The 14,314-nt window shown below is 62.3% G+C and carries 14 protein-coding genes; 6 read left to right on the plus strand and 8 right to left on the minus strand.

Going from position 1 to position 14,314, the window contains the following annotated elements:
* Positions 1-479 precede the first annotated feature (479 nt).
* A complete protein-coding gene (locus JN280_RS24410) occupies positions 480-755 on the minus strand; it encodes a hypothetical protein (protein WP_202306058.1) in 276 nt (91 codons plus the stop codon).
* A 226-nt stretch (positions 756-981) separates the two neighbouring features.
* On the opposite strand from JN280_RS24410, the gene JN280_RS24415 reads away from it, so the two are divergent.
* Both JN280_RS24415 and JN280_RS24420 read left to right on the plus strand, forming a co-directional pair.
* Positions 982-1,542, plus strand: coding sequence for an NUDIX hydrolase (locus tag JN280_RS24415; protein WP_202306059.1), 561 nt, complete (start codon positions 982-984; stop codon positions 1,540-1,542).
* A gap of 184 nt (positions 1,543-1,726) precedes the next feature.
* The gene (locus JN280_RS24420; RefSeq protein ID WP_202306060.1) at positions 1,727-2,260 is read left to right on the plus strand and encodes a PTS sugar transporter subunit IIA; all 534 of its coding nucleotides are present in this window, start codon (positions 1,727-1,729) and stop codon (positions 2,258-2,260) included.
* Between the two features lie 471 nt (positions 2,261-2,731).
* Here JN280_RS24420 and JN280_RS24425 read toward each other — a convergent pair whose 3' ends face one another.
* Positions 2,732-3,175 carry an NAD(P)/FAD-dependent oxidoreductase gene (locus JN280_RS24425; protein WP_342216199.1) on the minus strand — a complete coding sequence of 148 codons (444 nt, stop codon included), beginning with the start codon at positions 3,173-3,175 and terminating at the stop codon, positions 2,732-2,734.
* 13 nt (positions 3,176-3,188) lie between these two features.
* Here JN280_RS24425 and JN280_RS24430 point away from each other — a divergent pair, with 13 nt between their 5' ends.
* Positions 3,189-3,677 (plus strand): ornithine cyclodeaminase family protein, encoded by a 489-nt coding sequence (locus tag JN280_RS24430; RefSeq protein WP_202315020.1) that lies wholly within the window; start codon positions 3,189-3,191, stop codon positions 3,675-3,677.
* Positions 3,678-3,751: 74 nt separating this feature from the next.
* Here JN280_RS24430 and JN280_RS24435 read toward each other — a convergent pair whose 3' ends face one another.
* From JN280_RS24435 to JN280_RS24460, 6 genes are all read right to left on the minus strand, one after another.
* Positions 3,752-5,080, minus strand: a complete 1,329-nt coding sequence (locus JN280_RS24435) for an aspartate aminotransferase family protein (protein ID WP_202306061.1) — start codon at positions 5,078-5,080, stop codon at positions 3,752-3,754.
* Positions 5,081-5,116: 36 nt separating this feature from the next.
* Positions 5,117-6,187, minus strand: coding sequence for a phosphotransferase enzyme family protein (locus tag JN280_RS24440; RefSeq protein ID WP_202306067.1), 1,071 nt, complete (start codon positions 6,185-6,187; stop codon positions 5,117-5,119).
* Positions 6,188-6,191: 4 nt separating this feature from the next.
* A complete protein-coding gene (locus tag JN280_RS24445; RefSeq protein WP_202315021.1) occupies positions 6,192-6,860 on the minus strand; it encodes a haloacid dehalogenase type II in 669 nt (222 codons plus the stop codon).
* A gap of 339 nt (positions 6,861-7,199) precedes the next feature.
* The gene (locus JN280_RS24450; protein WP_202306072.1) at positions 7,200-9,383 is read right to left on the minus strand and encodes an FAD-dependent oxidoreductase; all 2,184 of its coding nucleotides are present in this window, start codon (positions 9,381-9,383) and stop codon (positions 7,200-7,202) included.
* A gap of 72 nt (positions 9,384-9,455) precedes the next feature.
* Positions 9,456-9,632, minus strand: coding sequence for a hypothetical protein (locus JN280_RS24455; RefSeq protein ID WP_202306073.1), 177 nt, complete (start codon positions 9,630-9,632; stop codon positions 9,456-9,458).
* Between the two features lie 154 nt (positions 9,633-9,786).
* Positions 9,787-10,476 (minus strand): haloacid dehalogenase type II, encoded by a 690-nt coding sequence (locus tag JN280_RS24460; RefSeq protein ID WP_202306080.1) that lies wholly within the window; start codon positions 10,474-10,476, stop codon positions 9,787-9,789.
* Between the two features lie 539 nt (positions 10,477-11,015).
* Here JN280_RS24460 and JN280_RS24465 point away from each other — a divergent pair.
* The 3 genes from JN280_RS24465 (at position 11,016) to JN280_RS24475 (ending at position 14,205) form a co-directional block, all read left to right on the plus strand.
* Positions 11,016-12,089, plus strand: coding sequence for a phosphotransferase (locus tag JN280_RS24465; RefSeq protein ID WP_202306090.1), 1,074 nt, complete (start codon positions 11,016-11,018; stop codon positions 12,087-12,089).
* Complete coding sequence (locus JN280_RS24470; protein WP_202306091.1) at positions 12,089-13,474, plus strand: aspartate aminotransferase family protein; 1,386 nt, start codon at positions 12,089-12,091, stop codon at positions 13,472-13,474. Before JN280_RS24465 ends, JN280_RS24470 begins: the two co-directional genes overlap by 1 nt.
* Positions 13,475-13,539: 65 nt before the next feature.
* Entirely contained in the window at positions 13,540-14,205 is a 666-nt protein-coding gene (locus JN280_RS24475) for a GntR family transcriptional regulator (RefSeq protein WP_202306092.1), read from the plus strand.
* Positions 14,206-14,314 lie beyond the last annotated feature (109 nt).

Here is a 14,314-nt window from a genome sequence, read left to right on the forward strand (position 1 = left end):
CGGCACCCAACGAACCGTCAATGCCTTCGACATGCAACTGTGCCGCCCTGGCGAGCGATGCGCATTAGGCCTGACCAATTCTGTCCAACAGAGGATGACATGTCCGATCACTTGACCGTTCTACCATCATCTAGCCCAACCCGGCGACGTCCGAGGCGGCATAAGCCGCGAGTAGCCCTCGCGCAGCTTCTCGTCCGCGCATTGCAGCGTTGGCAGCGGCATAAGGCGATTGCCGACCTTCGAGGCCTGGACGACAGGCAACTCGACCACTCGCGGAATATCGAGAAATGACATTCCGCGAGTGGTCGAGCGGCTTCTTCAGTCCAACGGCCACGCAGAGCCCGTCCCTTCGCAGACAATACCCGAGCAGGCTTCCGGTCGGCTTCGGGAGGCGGCCTGAAGGTCGCCGCATGTGGAGATTTGTCAGAACAGACGCCCCCACATCCCCCGCGCCGTCGTGCTTGAGCAGTCGGAGACATTCAATTGGACACCACAACGAGAACGATCATCGCGGTAGGTATATTCGGATTGATGCTCGTCGCGTTCGCGTTGATTTGAATCCGGGTTTGGCTTTTCAGCGTCGCCTTGAAGAAGCTGGCGTTAGCGACTAGGTTAGGCGCATGTGCATGGAGACTTTCATCAGGGTTTCGAGGCTTGCCGGAGAAGGACGCGTCTTTTCCCGGGGCGGGCTCTCCACCCCTGAATCCCGCACGTAACTCCTGCTCCGGGACATTCCAGAAAAACCTGCGGTTCATTCCTGCGGCGCTTCGCGGCGTCGTACCTGATGGAGCGTAACATGAGAATTTCCCATCCAAGGCGCATCTGCCTTTCCTGCAGCCGTTTCCTGCCGAGTATTGCGCCCCGGTGCCCACGGTGCATCGCTTCGGTCGTGGTTCCCTCTGCCCACATGCATTTGCCGCAACCCCATCGCCATACCGTCTCAGGTTGGGGCTGCCATCGGGTGCTGCCATGAAGCGGAAGTTGCCTCAGGCCGTCAACGTCGCGGGAATGCACGAGATCGCGCAGCAATACGCTGCGCTGCCGTGGCGCATGAGCCGCGATGGCTTCCTCGAGGTGCTGCTCGTGACGTCGCGCCGCCGCGGCCGGTGGATCGTGCCGAAGGGATGGCAGGTGGCGGGATGCACGCCGTTGCAGTCGGCCGAATGCGAGGCTTTCGAGGAAGCGGGCGTGGTCGGCCGCGCCGGACCCGAGCCGATCGGAAACTACCGCTGCTCGAGACCGCGGGAAGACGGCTCGCGCGAGCCACGATACGTGACCGTGTTCGGACTTCATGTCCGGAGAACGCTGGTCAACTGGCCGGAGAAAGGCCAGCGGAAGCGGCGGTGGTGGCCGATCGGCGAGGCGTGCGACGCGGTTGGGGAGCCGGGACTGGCAGAGCTTCTAAGGTGCTTGGAGTCGGGTTCCCGCAAGGCCCAGCGTTCCGCTTTGACGGACGCCGCCGGGCGGGAGTTCCGGCAGGTTGTCCCCGTCTCACCACGGATCGAATCCGCCGCGGCATCGCGTTCGTCTGGGGCATGTTGACCATGCCTGGCTTCTGTCTCTTGCGGGGAGCGCGTCTCCTCAAAGCGGGCCTCTGACCCGGACGCGATCTAATCCTGGCTTTGCGTCCGGGACCGCCAGGTTTCCACCTTCTTGACTTGAGCGTCGCCGAACAAGGGCGCGGGCATTCACCCGCGCCCGGGGCGGCAACGACGTGGAGGCTCTCATGAAGATATGCGAGCTCCTGCGCGAGCAGGACATCGTGCTCGGCATACCTGCGAAGGGAAAGCGGTCCGCGCTGGCCAGAGTCGCGGCCTCGCTCGGGGAAAGGGTGGGCAGGGGCCAAGGCGTTGCGCTGACGGCCCTCCTTCGCCGCGAGCGTCTCGGGTCTACCGCCGTCGGGCACGGCGTGGCTATTCCACACGCTCGCCTCGACGCGATCTCCGCTCCGGCGGCGATGGTCGCGACGTTGCAGCGCCCTGTCTGGTTCGACGCGCCAGACGACGAACCGGTCGACGTGCTGCTGGCGCTTCTGTGGCCGACAGCGGACACAGAAGGTTTCTTGCCGGCACTTTCCCGCTTCTGTCGTATCCTGCGTCATCCCGAGCTTCGGACCCGGCTTCGGGCCTCCGGTTCGCCTGCGGAGGCCTACGCCTGGATCCAATCCTTCGAGGGAAGGAACTGGGCTCGATCTGGCGGCAATGCTTCCAGGACAGGCCGGGCGCGCTTGCCAAGTCTGCTCCGGGAGGCACGAGCATGAGACTCTGACCGGGCCTCCCTGCTCCAGGCGCGAGCATAGGATCCACCAAGTGTCTGTTAGACGCGCTGCAGGGGCATCAGCTTCCGGAGTGATTGGGGTGGGCACCACGAGTTTGGCGTGCGTCTCGGCATATGGCGAGGACGAAGATGCGGGTGGCCCGAACTGCTTGCAAAGCGTATCCGTATTCCGTAGCCGACCGAAGCCACTGGAGCCACACCGGGCCTGTGGCCGGCCGTCGCGGCCTCGTGCTGCCGCTTCTGTCGCACGTCTGCTGCCGTCGAGGAGGCGCCGAGCGGTTCGATCAGTCAGAGAATATTGGATTCCAGTCCCCTTCCCTCTACCATCCAATAAAATCAGTAGCTTAGACAAAATTTCGATCCGCTACTACTGTTTCCCCCGATATCGTAGCCAGGGCGGCATCTGCGATCAGCTATGCGCGCAGCTCGAGTTCCGATACTGAAAACCTGAGGGTCAGAAGCGGTCGCTGGTGTTTTGTGCCGTTGACGGCTGGTCCGGGCGGCCGTCCATGACCTTGGCCATGATCGAGCCCATCAGCGTCGACATGTGCGTGCCGTGCCCGCTATAGCCCATGGAGTAGTAGATGCCGTCGCGCTCGCCTGCGCGGGGCAGGCGGTCGCGCGTCATGTCGACAAGTCCGCCCCAGCAGTAGTCGACCCGGGTGCCGGCCAATTCCGGGTAGACGTCGACCATCGTCGCCTTCAGGATCCGGCCGCTCTTCTGGTCGGACTGCGGATTTGAACCCGCGAAGCGCGCCCGCTCGCCGAACAGCATGCGATTGTCCGGGGTCAGCCGCCAGTAGACGACGAGATTGCGCATGTCGACGACGTTGCGGCGCACAGGCATGAGCCGTTCGATCTGCCCGTGACTGCTTTGCACAAGGTTGGCGGCGGACACATGGTAGAGACCCCTGGTCGTCGCCGGACCTTCCCCACGACGCAACGCTTTTGTCGAGCAGCTCCGCGCCCAGGGTCTAGAGGCGTGCGCTGTCTCGGCTGAAGACGCCGTGCGTCAGGCGGACATCGTGGTCGCCGCTACCCCCTCGCGCGAGCCGCTGTTTCAGGCCGATTGGGTAAGTGACGGCACGCACGTCACCAGCATGGGGTCGGATGCGCCGGGCAAGCACGAATTGCCGACCGAATTGTTCTCGAAGGCAAGCCTGTTCTGCGACTTGCCTTCACAGTCCGTCCAGATCGGCGACTTCCAGCACGTGCGCCACGAAATCGAGGCGGGCAGGCTCGCGGTAACTGCAATCGGCGACGTCATTGAGGGCCGTGCGCCGGGACGCCGCTCGGAAGAGCAGATCACCGTCTTCGACAGCTCCGGGATTTCGCTGCAGGACCTCTACATGGCCGACGCGCTGATCAAAGCAAAGTCGGGCCGCGGCGCGATTGGCTAGCGCGCACACGCGCCCCTCTGGAGCTACCGGGGCAGCAAGCGAACCGATCGCCAACTGCCTCAAGAGTGTCGGGCCTAGCCTCGCACCTTGACGAGGGCGCGCTCGAGGGAGGCAAGGAAGAGATCGACGTGCTCGGCCCGGCAGACCAGCGGAGGGCGCACCTTGAGCGTGTCCTCGTTTGCCCCCGTGGTGCTGATGAGGACGCCGTCGTCACGCATCGCGTTGACCACATCCAAAGCCATGACACGTCGGCCTGCCGCTGGCGTACCCTCCGCGCCGATGTCGACCCCAACGAACAGACCGGCGTGTCGAATTCCACGGACTGCATCATGCCGCCTTGAGACCTCCTCCAGCCCGGCCCGGATGCGCCGGCCCATGGCAAGCGCATTCTGGGGGATGCGGTCTCGCTGCAGGATCGTCAGCACGGCGTTGGCGGTCGCGATACCAACCGTATTGCCGGCGAACGTGTTGGAGTAGCGCGCCGTGGCACCAAAGCGCTCCATGGGGTCCCTGCGGCCAACGACGGCACCGATCGGGAACCCGTTGCCCATCGGCTTGCCGAGGGTAACCAGATCCGGAACGATTCCGTGCTGCTCGAAACCCCACATATGGGCGCCGGTTCGTCCAAAGCCCGGCTGAACCTCGTCGGCAATGACGAGGCCACCCGCCTCCCGCACCGCCTCAACGCCCCGGGCAATGAAACCTGGCGGATCGACCCACACGCCATCGCTGGAAAAGATGCTGTCAAAGAGCAGGGCCGCAACGCCGATGCCACGACGGTTCAGATCCAGAATGGCCGAACGCACCTGCGCTTCGAAATAGTCACCGGCCTGGGTGTCGGGCACGCCCGCTGGCCCCGGCAGCGATACCATGCGCACGAATGGGCTGAGCTTGACGGCATCGCCGAGGTTCGGCGAAACCGCTGCGACCGACGCGCTCGTGCCGTGATACGCATAGGAAGAAACGATCACGCCTTCGTTGCCGCTGGCAAATCGCGCAATCCGCAAGGCCAGATCGTTGGACTCGCTACCCGTGCAGGTGAAGACCACCCGGTCGAGCTCGTTTGGGAACGTCTCGACCAAGCGTTCCGCATAGTCGATCAGCCTTGCCTCGAGATAGCGCGTGTTGGCGCTGATTCGAGTCGCCTGCTCAGCCATCGCGGCATTCACTTCCGGGTGGCAATGGCCGAGCGACGGCACATTGTTGTAGAAGTCGAGATAGGCCCGCCCGTCCGGGTCGTAGAGCCACATACCCTCCGCGCGAACGAAGTGCACAGGCCGGCAGTACTGAAGCCGGTAGGAGGCCCCGAGAACACTGTCCCGGCGGGCAATCAACTCGGCCTCGCGCTCGGGAAGGTCAGATTCGCCGGGTCTGTAGCGATTAGGCATGAGATCCGTGGACATGTGCTTCTGCCTATCTGAAAGAGTGTTCCGGTCGATTCACGTTTCTATTGGTTGCGGCGACGACGTCGCCGCCAGGACCGCCGCTTCGCCGGCGGCCATATCGAGAGCCGCCAGGATGGAAAGACCGCGCTCGGCGCGTGCGACGTTCTTCTTGATATACTGGGCGTCGGCGGGAAAGAGATGCGAGCGCCAATAATTGACCAGTATCAGCGCGCTTTGCCGCGCCTTCATCAGTCCGACGAGCAGCCTCGCCTCCAGTGCCGAAAGCGGGACAACGGAGGCATAGCCAGCAATCAGGCGTTCCGCCCCTCCGAGCGGCAAGGCCGGGTCCGTTACCATGTGACCTGCCGCGATCGCCACGTCTTGAACCCTGGGGCTCCAGCAGCCATCGCCAAAATCGATGAAGGCGATCCCCTGACCAGTCACCATCATATTGTGTGGGCTGGGATCGTTGTGAGTGACTTGCCACGCCAGATCAGCGATCTGCGGTTCGATACGCGCCACATACTCCGCCATTGCGGCGCGGACGTTGTCTGCAACGCTGCCCGAGGGTAGGTATTGCTCGAATTCCGTCAACCGCGACCAGCACCCGATGTGCCAAAGAACGGGGCGATCGACCGCGTGCACATCGACTTGCGCAAGCGCCAGGTCGAGGTGAGCCAGAGCGCGCCCTGTTTGGAGAAGCATATCCGGGGTGGTCGTTGCCTTGTGCAACGGATCGCCCTCGATCCGTGACTGCACGTAGCCGCACACACCCTCCTCCTCGAACATCAGGGCGCCGCTGCTGGTGCGGATCACCTGGGGTGCGGCGAAGCCCGCAGCCCCTTGCAGTCCAGCCATGACGCCGGTTTGGAAACGGAAGCTGTCAAGCGCTTCCGGCCTTGTCGAAGTCTTGAGGATCAGCCCGCGGCCTTGCGGCAGGTTGACTTTAGCCGTGCGCTCCACCTCGAAGGACAATGTTGCGACCGACCCCGTCAATCCGTAGTGGCGCTCCAGCAGCGCCGCCGACATGTCCGGTTCGGAAGGATCCGGCCGCATGGCCAGCATCGCGGCGGCAGCGGGAAAACCGGCTGCCGCGCCGGACAAACGGTCGCGCGCCGCATCCATGCTGTCAGATCCCAAAAACGCCCGGCAACTGTGACACGTCACGGATTTCGACGTACTCGTAGTACGGATTGGCTGGTTCGTGGCCACGATTGACCCAGACCTTGCTCTTGATGTCCAGGTCATAGGCGGACATCAGGTCATGGCGGAAGGACGAGGAAACGTGGGTTATGTCCTCCGGGCCGCAACCCAGCGTGTCGAACATGTATTCGAAAGCCTTGAAATGCGGCTTGTAGGCGCCCGCGTCTTCGGCAGTCAAAACGGCATGAAAAGGCGCGCCGAGCTTCGCCACATTCGACGGAATCTGGGCATTCATCGAGTTGGTCAACGTGACCAGCGGAATTTCCTTCGCCAGCTTGGCCAGACCCTCGGGGACGTCAGGATGCGGTCCCCAAGTTGGGATACGGTTGTAGATCGTTTCGGCGTCTTCGGCTCGGAACGGGACATTGTTGCGGCGGCAGGCGCGCTCGAAGGCGTTGTGGACAACCTCGGCATAAGGCTTCCATGCCTGCATCACCTCGTCGATGCGGTAGCCTTGGAAATTTTTGATGAATTCATCCATGCGCGGCCCGTCCAGAAGCTGGCCGTGCAGGTCCCGTGCGGCTTCCGCCATTTGAAAGTTGATCAGCGTGCCGTGGCAATCGAAAGTCACGTATTTCGGCCGGAAACGATTCATGTCCTTGAACCCCTGTGGTCTGCCTGTGGTTGAAGGATAGCCGCTGCCGGTTGGCAGAATCTGCCGCAATGCATCGACTTTCAGCAGGAGGCTCTCCGCTCAACCGCAAACTTAGCACGACCTTTTGGGCTCTGTTTCCGGTGTCCGCGGTCGCTCAGGCGTCGCCTTGCCAAACTTGGTCGAGCGTGCCCATTTGGCCAGCCTGTCACCTTGAGCCTCGCGTTCGGGACTTTTCGACCCTGACTCGCTCAGTGCTGAAGGCGCCAGCCGAAGCGTGCCTCGATCACAGCCTCATTTGCCTGGTAGCCGGACTTTGACATACATCTATCCGCTATCCGTTCAGGTCGCGTTCGGAAGAAGGACGTATATATGCCCGTCTCTCTCGGCCACCGGGTGCACGACCAGATGTTCGCACCCGGCTGGTGCGTTGCGCGGCACGCCGTCGCTCAACCCGAACTCCGCGAAATGCAACGGACAGACGATGTGTCCGTCATCCACGAACCCCTTCGAGAGCGAAGCCACCGAATGGGGGCAGCGATCGTCCATCGCATGACACTGCCCCTGCTGGCGAGTGACCGCAAGCACACGCTTTGCCGGGTGTTCAATCTGCACGAGCGCGCCTTCCGGGATGTCGGCTGAAGCGCAGAGGTGGTGTTCGGTTCTCGGCACATTGGGCACTGCAGCCGCGAGGGGAGCAGCGACCGGATCGTCGGCCAAACGGCGCATCATCCGGTGGATCAGTTCCGGCCGATCAAGAGCAACGACGAAGCTGCCATACTCCCAGAAACCGTCGCCCTCGGCGACGAGAGGCGCCCGCGGGTCGGGCATGCCAACGATCTGAAGCCTATGGCCGAATTGATCCGACCAAAAATAGGCAGGTTCCCGTGCAGACTGTTCCATCCCGAGCACATGGCGGGCAGCTCGTTCTGCCTGGACGTTGGCGTTCTGCCAGCTCTCGATGCGTCCCATAGGATGGCGGGCGACGTCGCCGATGGCGTAGACCCCGTCGATTTCCGTCGCTCCATTCTCATCCGTGAGAATACCGTCGTCGCACGCCAGGCCCGCTCTGCGGGCAATGCCGTCCAGCGGCACCATGCCGATCGCAACGATGAGATGATCGGCCTCCTGTACCTGGCTGCCGATACTGCAGCGGACGGCGCCTTCCATTTCCCGGAAGCTGGGGTCAACCCCAAACCGCAGGAGGACGCCGTTGTCGCCGAGCAAGTCCTCCAGTCGTTGAGAGATTTCGGGTGGAAGTATCCGAGGCGCAAGCCGCTTTGACGGGACGAAGAGCGTGACCTTGGCGCCCGACTGCCGGGCAATTGCAGCGGCCTCCATGCCGATCCAGCCGCCGCCGAAGACAAAAAGCCGTGTTTCGGGAAGCAAAATGCCTGCGAAGCGCGCCGCATCTTCGAGTGTCCGCAGGACATGCACCCGTCCGTGTCCCCGGTCGAGATCGGGCAGCCGCCGGGCCGCGCCGCCGGTTGCCAGTATCAGCGTGCCGAAGCTGGTCTCAGTGCCGTCGGAGGTCTCGACCCGGCGCCGCGGAAGATCGAGAGCCTCGACCGTGGTACCAAGGTGGAGCGATATCCCCAAATCTTCGGCTTCGGCGGCGGATAGGATCGGAACATGAGTTTCGCGATTTGCTGTCGCCAAACGCTTGGACAGCGGCGGTCGTTCGTAGGGCGCATGGCGCTCGGCACCGTAGAGGCGGATGGCGCCGGTATAGCCCAAGCGCCGTAGCGCGCGCGCCGCCATGGCGCCGGCCTGTCCCGCCCCCACGATCAGCACGGGGTCGATACCGCGGCTGACCTCTTGACCTGTCAGGACATCGCCTTGCGCTACATCGCCTCCCTCCAATACATCGCAATAGATCCCGAAATTTCGCTCGTACCGCTTCACCAGCGCTCTGAGAATGGCGGGATCCTCAGGAAGGTCTCCCATCGCGAGGGTCGTGAAACCGCAGCGGCCACAGGGGCGTGTCCCGCGCATGCGAACGCCCCCAATGGTGAACTCCCTTCCCAACAGCGCGTATTCCGGAAGCTCAGCGGCGTCGTCCGGAAGATCTACCAGGATGTTGGGGCGAAAGCGGCGGTAGTCGATCAGGCTCGCCGGAATGATCCGGCGCAGGTGATCGAGAGACTGGAGGCTGAGGATATGCAGCGGCGACATGCTGTATCGCGGCGAGCGATGCGGCCCATAAGCATGAAGTTCTACCCCCTGGCCGAAAACTGCCTCGATGCGCGACGTGATTTCGGGATCGTCGGCCGGCAGCCAGGACTGGCCGTCGGTCGACAGTTCTAGCTCGTCCCTAAGTCGCGCATGAATTTGGGGCGCGGCATTCCAGCGGCCGTCGCGTGCTGGGTAAATCTGGTGGCCGGTATCCCGCTCGAAGAATCCGAACCGGCGATCGCCAGCAATTCCGGACAATGCAAGCGTGGCTCGCTTGAGTTCTTCGCCTGCGAGAGAGCTTACCGGGTAGCGGATCAGCTTAACGACGGATCCGATCATCGTCTCACCCATCTGTCTCGTTCGTCCTTGTAGCCAAGATCGTCCGGCGGGGCCTCGGCGACGTATGGCGGCTGCTCCGCCTTCTCAGCGGCGCGCGCGCCACCAGAGGAACTTGTCCTGCAGGGCGCAGCCCTTGATGATCGCCGGAATAAACCACGGATTGGCGCGATAGAACGGCACGGCCGAGGGCGGGCGGAAGTCGAGGCTGAGCGTGCCTCGTCGGCTTGCCCTATCAGCTTGTGTGTCAATCGGCGTGCACATTTTGCACGCCGATTGACACCCTAACGCCAGCAGGTCTCTCGTGCGGAAGGGTCATCAAAAGGCCATGCTTGCTCCCCTTCCAACTATAAAGAGAAGGGGCGAATGAACCGCCCCCCCCATCTCATCGTAGCAGCAGTGCCAGAACGCTGGTTTTTCAGGCGCGCTCCAGGGCGGGTTCCAAGCCAACGGCGGCGGCTAGTCCGCCAATATCCTTGATCTCGGTATATTCATAGAACGGATTGGCGGGTTCATGACCGCGGTTGACCCAGACCTTGCTCTTGATCCCCAGATCATAGGCCGGCATCAGGTCGTAGCGGAAAGAGGAGGACACGTGAGTGATGTCTTCGGGACCGCAGCCGAGCTTGTCGAGCATATACTCAAAGCCCTTCATCAGCGGCTTGTAGGCGCCAACCTCTTCGGCGGTGATGACGGTGTGAAAGGGCGCACCGAGCTTTTCGACATTCGACATGATCAGGTTGTTCATCGAATTCGACAGGATCACCAGCGGGATTTCCTTGGCCACCCTGGAGAGTCCTGCCGGGACGTCCGGGTGCGGGCCCCAGGTCGGCACTTCGTCGTTGATGCGTTGCGCGTCTTCGGACTTGAACTGGATACCGATGCGCTTGCAGCTGCGTTCAACGGCATTGTGCACCACTTCACCGAAGGGCTTCCATGCGCCCAGGACCTCGTCCAGGCGATAGCCCCTGAAAGCTTCGACGAAATTGGCCATGGCCTCAGCAGAAAGGCGCTCGGCATACACACGCCGCGCCGCACCAGCCATGTCGAAATTGGTCAGCGTGCCATAGCAGTCGAAGGTGATATACTTTGGCCTAAATTTGGTCATGGCGTACGTTCCTTTCAATTTGACGACCCTGACTGGCCCCTCTCGGAACTCCATAATTGTGCGAACAGTGGAGCATAACTTTCCGAACGTTCACCGCGTGAAGCGCATTGTTCTGAATTTGTCCCGTCCTTAAGCAGAATCTATCGCCGGCCACCAGCAACACCGAGACTGCGCCTCCCCCGACGGGTGATGGCTCGCACCGCAAAACTGCCGTGATTGTACAACAATTGTATTCAACCCTCATCCGCGCATCGATGCACGATGGCGCAGATGCAATGCTTCAATGCGCCCGTCGGCGCGGAAGGGCCCTTGGCTCGGCAACGAGCTAAAAGCGCTGCGAACTTTGGTCTTGGCGACGACATTCGATGATCAGGCACCTGGCGAGTGGCCGTCTAAATGGATTGCGGCTTCCCCTGCCCTCCGGCCAGGCCGGACGCCCTTCTTGAACTAACCCAAAAATTGTTGTACAAAAATTGGCGCGCATTATGTGAGGCCGTGGCGCTGAAGCCTGTTTTCGCGGCACATGAATCGAGTGGGAAATGGGTCACAACCTACAAACAAAACCGGCTCGCACATCGGAGCTTTCCGAAGCCTGCCATCCCGTCGGTGCGGCTGAAGCAGAAGTAATCGCCGCACGTCTTTATAGTATTCATGGCTCGGCCACCCGCTTTGAGACCGAAAAGGACGACACGTTTCTTCTCGACTGCGCGAACCGTGGGAAGTTCGTGCTGAAGATCGCTCATCCTTCCGAGCGGGTGGAGGAACTTGATTTCCAGGTCGCTCTCTTGCGCCATATCGCGGAGCACGCTCCGGACCTGCCTGTTCCCCGTGCGCATGGCGACGTCGACGGCGTGGATTTACCCGTCGTCACGACCAGCGCCGGCGAGCAGCGCGTAGTGCGGCTCATCACCTTTCTCGCCGGCACACCACTCGACCGGACAATTTCCATCGCCCCGCAGCGTGAGCGGATCGGCGAGGTCCTGGCAAAACTACGCCACGCCATGGCCGATTTTTCGCATCTTGCGGACAGTCGAACCCTGGCATGGGACGTCACCCACCTGCTCGATCTCTCCGATCTGCTGGGCTTCATCCCAGCAGGGGGCAAGCGCGCATGGACCCTGCGTGCGCTGGAGCGCTTTGCGAAGATCAAGCCGCAGCTCGACCAGTGCCGGCGGCAGGTGCTCCACAACGATTTCAATACATCGAACCTGGTCGTTGATCCTGCCAGACCGAATTTCCTGACCGGCGTCATCGATTTTGGCGATGCGGTTCGTACTGCCATCGCCGTCGATGTCTCCACGGCGTTGATGAACCAGATGCCCAAAACCTTCGACCACGCGAATCGACGTGACCTGTTCGACGAACCGCGCGACGTTCTGCGCGGCTATCTCCGCCATGCTGAACTGACGGACGAGGAGCTCCAGCTCATCCCCTTCCTGGCACAGGGCCGACTTGCGGTCCGCGCGCTGCTGACCTGCTGGCGCGCCCAGCTCTTCCCTGAGAACAGCCGCTACATCCTGCGCAACACCGAAGCGGGGTGGGCTCACCTCGAGTGGTTCAATTCGATGTCGACCGCGCAGATATCCGACCTTCTTACCCGAGAGGAACCGTAATGCCAAAGCAAGCAACTGCCCTGCCCAAGGGCTTCCGTGGCGACATGGCCAACGGCTTCAACCCTCGGGATGCGGCTCATCTCCCGAGGGAAGCCACGGCGCATGTGGCCAGGCGGCAAAGGCTGCTTGGCCCCGCCTATCGGCTCTTCTACAAGACGCCGGTCGAGATTTCCCGCGCCAAGGGCGTCTTCCTCTATGACAAGCATGGCAACGAATATCTCGACGCCTACAACAACGTTGTATCGCTGGGTCACGCTCATCCACGCGTCGTCGAGGCTATCCAGAAGCAGCTCGAAATCCTCTGCACGCACACGCGTTATATGCAGGAACCTCTGCTGGACTACGCCGAAGCCCTGATCAATACTTTCGCGGGTGATCTCGGCCGAACCGGATGCGCGATGTTCACCTGCACCGGCTCCGAAGCCAACGATCTCGCCTTGCGTATCGCGCGCTATCACACACGCAGGACCGGCGTCGTCGTCACGGCCGAAGCCTATCACGGCAACAGCGGCGCTGTGGCGGCGATCTCGCCGTCGCTCGGCAAGAAATCGGCGCTGGATCCCTACGTTCGAACGGTCGCTGCCCCCGACTCCTACCGCCTGCCCGTCATGGACATCGGCCGGCGGATGGCGGAGGATGTCGCCCGACAGATTGCCGACCTCGAAAGGCATGGCAACGGCGTGGCCGCATTCATCGCCGATTCCGTCTTCTCCTCCGATGGCCTCTATGTCGACCCCACGGACGTTCTGGCGCCTGTGGCGGAAGTCGTCCGCAAGGCCGGAGGCCTGTTCATCGCCGACGAGGTGCAGTCAGGGTTCGGGCGGACCGGCACCCACCTTTGGGGACACGCCCGACACAAGGTCGATCCGGACATCGTCACCCTTGGGAAGCCCATGGGCAACGGCTATCCCGTAGCGGGCCTGGTGGTCCGGCGCGAACTCGTAGCCGAGTTCGGGGCCAGCATGCGCTACTTCAACACGTTCGGTGGCAATTCCGTCGCTATCGCCGCCGCGCATGCCGTGCTCGACACGATCCTCGAAGAGGGTTTGATGGAAAACGCCACCAAGGTTGGCGGCGAAATCCTCGACGGTCTCCGCACCCTGCAGAACAAGTACGACTTCGTCGGTGATGTGCGTGGGGCGGGCCTCTATTTCGCCGTCGAACTCGTCAAGGACCGCGACGGAAAGGTACCCGACATGGATCGCGCGCTCGCGGCCGTCAATGCTCTGCGCGACCAGCGCATTCTCATCTCCGCGACCGGAGCAGACGCCCATATTCTCAAAATCAGGCCCCCGCTCGTCTTCACATCAGCCAATGCGGGGCGTCTGCTTGAAGGTGTCGACAATGCGCTGCGGGCAGTGCAGACCTGGGAGCGGTTGCAATAGGAACCTTTGCCGGCGCTGCGGCACCCGACGCACCAAAACGCGCGCCATCATCAACGACCAGGCCCATGAAGCAAGTCCAGGACCTTGACGCCAACGCTGAACCCGTCCCCGTTAGCGCTGTGGATATCCTGGCGCAGGACCTGCGACGCCGTATTCTGTCGGGAGATTTCCAGCCTGGCGAATTCCTCCGCGACGCCAGGATGTGCGAGGAGCACTCGACCTCACGGCACACGTTCCGTGCGGCGGCCCAGTTGCTCGTCACACAGGGCTTGCTGCGCCAGATCCCGAACCGAGGCTTTATGCTGCCCGAATTCGGACCGGATGACATTGTCGACATCACACGGGTGCGCGGCGCCATAGAGGGCGAAGCCATCCGTTTTATCGTGCTGACCGGCGTCATTCCGCCCCTGGCGCTCGAGGCGGTCGAGGTCATGCATGCCTCGACCCTGTCCTCGGACAGGTCGGCGCTGGTTACTGCGGACCGCGACTTCCATCGCGCCATCATCGCAGCGAGCGGGAGCGCCCGCCTGAAGCGGGCCTATTCGAACCTCGAAGGGGAGATCGAGCTTCTTCTCGTCCAGCGGCAGGCTTTTTACGGCACCGCCGAGGAAATGGCGCTGGAGCATGAGCGACTTGTCAAAAGTCTGAGAAGCCGCCACTTCGACACCGCCCGGGAGGCCTTCAAGGAGCACTGGGAAGATCTCCAGATCAAGCTGCTCGATCAGCGCTGACCAGCGCTCCCTACATTCGTCACGGCTGAGGCTCTTCTAAGGTCTCCCAAGAGGGCAGCTAACCGCGACACAACAGGCATGAAGGGCCAGCGTTTGTGCACAATGCTGA

Origin of the sequence: Mesorhizobium sp. L-8-10 (genome assembly GCF_016756635.1) — a bacterium.
Classification (GTDB): Bacteria; Pseudomonadota; Alphaproteobacteria; order Rhizobiales; family Rhizobiaceae.

What these genes read in the sequence shown, in the direction of transcription:
- JN280_RS24410 (WP_202306058.1), bottom strand. Translation starts at nt 755, where the DNA reads ATGAACCGCAGGTTTTTCTGGAATGTCCCGGAGCAGGAGTTACGTGCG.
- JN280_RS24420 (WP_202306060.1), top strand. Translation starts at nt 1,727, where the DNA reads ATGAAGATATGCGAGCTCCTGCGCGAGCAGGACATCGTGCTCGGCATA.
- JN280_RS24435 (WP_202306061.1), bottom strand. Translation starts at nt 5,080, where the DNA reads ATGTCCACGGATCTCATGCCTAATCGCTACAGACCCGGCGAATCTGAC.
- JN280_RS24440 (WP_202306067.1), bottom strand. Translation starts at nt 6,187, where the DNA reads ATGGATGCGGCGCGCGACCGTTTGTCCGGCGCGGCAGCCGGTTTTCCC.
- JN280_RS24445 (WP_202315021.1), bottom strand. Translation starts at nt 6,860, where the DNA reads ATGAATCGTTTCCGGCCGAAATACGTGACTTTCGATTGCCACGGCACG.
- JN280_RS24450 (WP_202306072.1), bottom strand. Translation starts at nt 9,383, where the DNA reads ATGGGTGAGACGATGATCGGATCCGTCGTTAAGCTGATCCGCTACCCG.
- JN280_RS24455 (WP_202306073.1), bottom strand. Translation starts at nt 9,632, where the DNA reads ATGTGCACGCCGATTGACACACAAGCTGATAGGGCAAGCCGACGAGGC.
- JN280_RS24460 (WP_202306080.1), bottom strand. Translation starts at nt 10,476, where the DNA reads ATGACCAAATTTAGGCCAAAGTATATCACCTTCGACTGCTATGGCACG.
- JN280_RS24465 (WP_202306090.1), top strand. Translation starts at nt 11,016, where the DNA reads ATGGGTCACAACCTACAAACAAAACCGGCTCGCACATCGGAGCTTTCC.
- JN280_RS24470 (WP_202306091.1), top strand. Translation starts at nt 12,089, where the DNA reads ATGCCAAAGCAAGCAACTGCCCTGCCCAAGGGCTTCCGTGGCGACATG.
- JN280_RS24475 (WP_202306092.1), top strand. Translation starts at nt 13,540, where the DNA reads ATGAAGCAAGTCCAGGACCTTGACGCCAACGCTGAACCCGTCCCCGTT.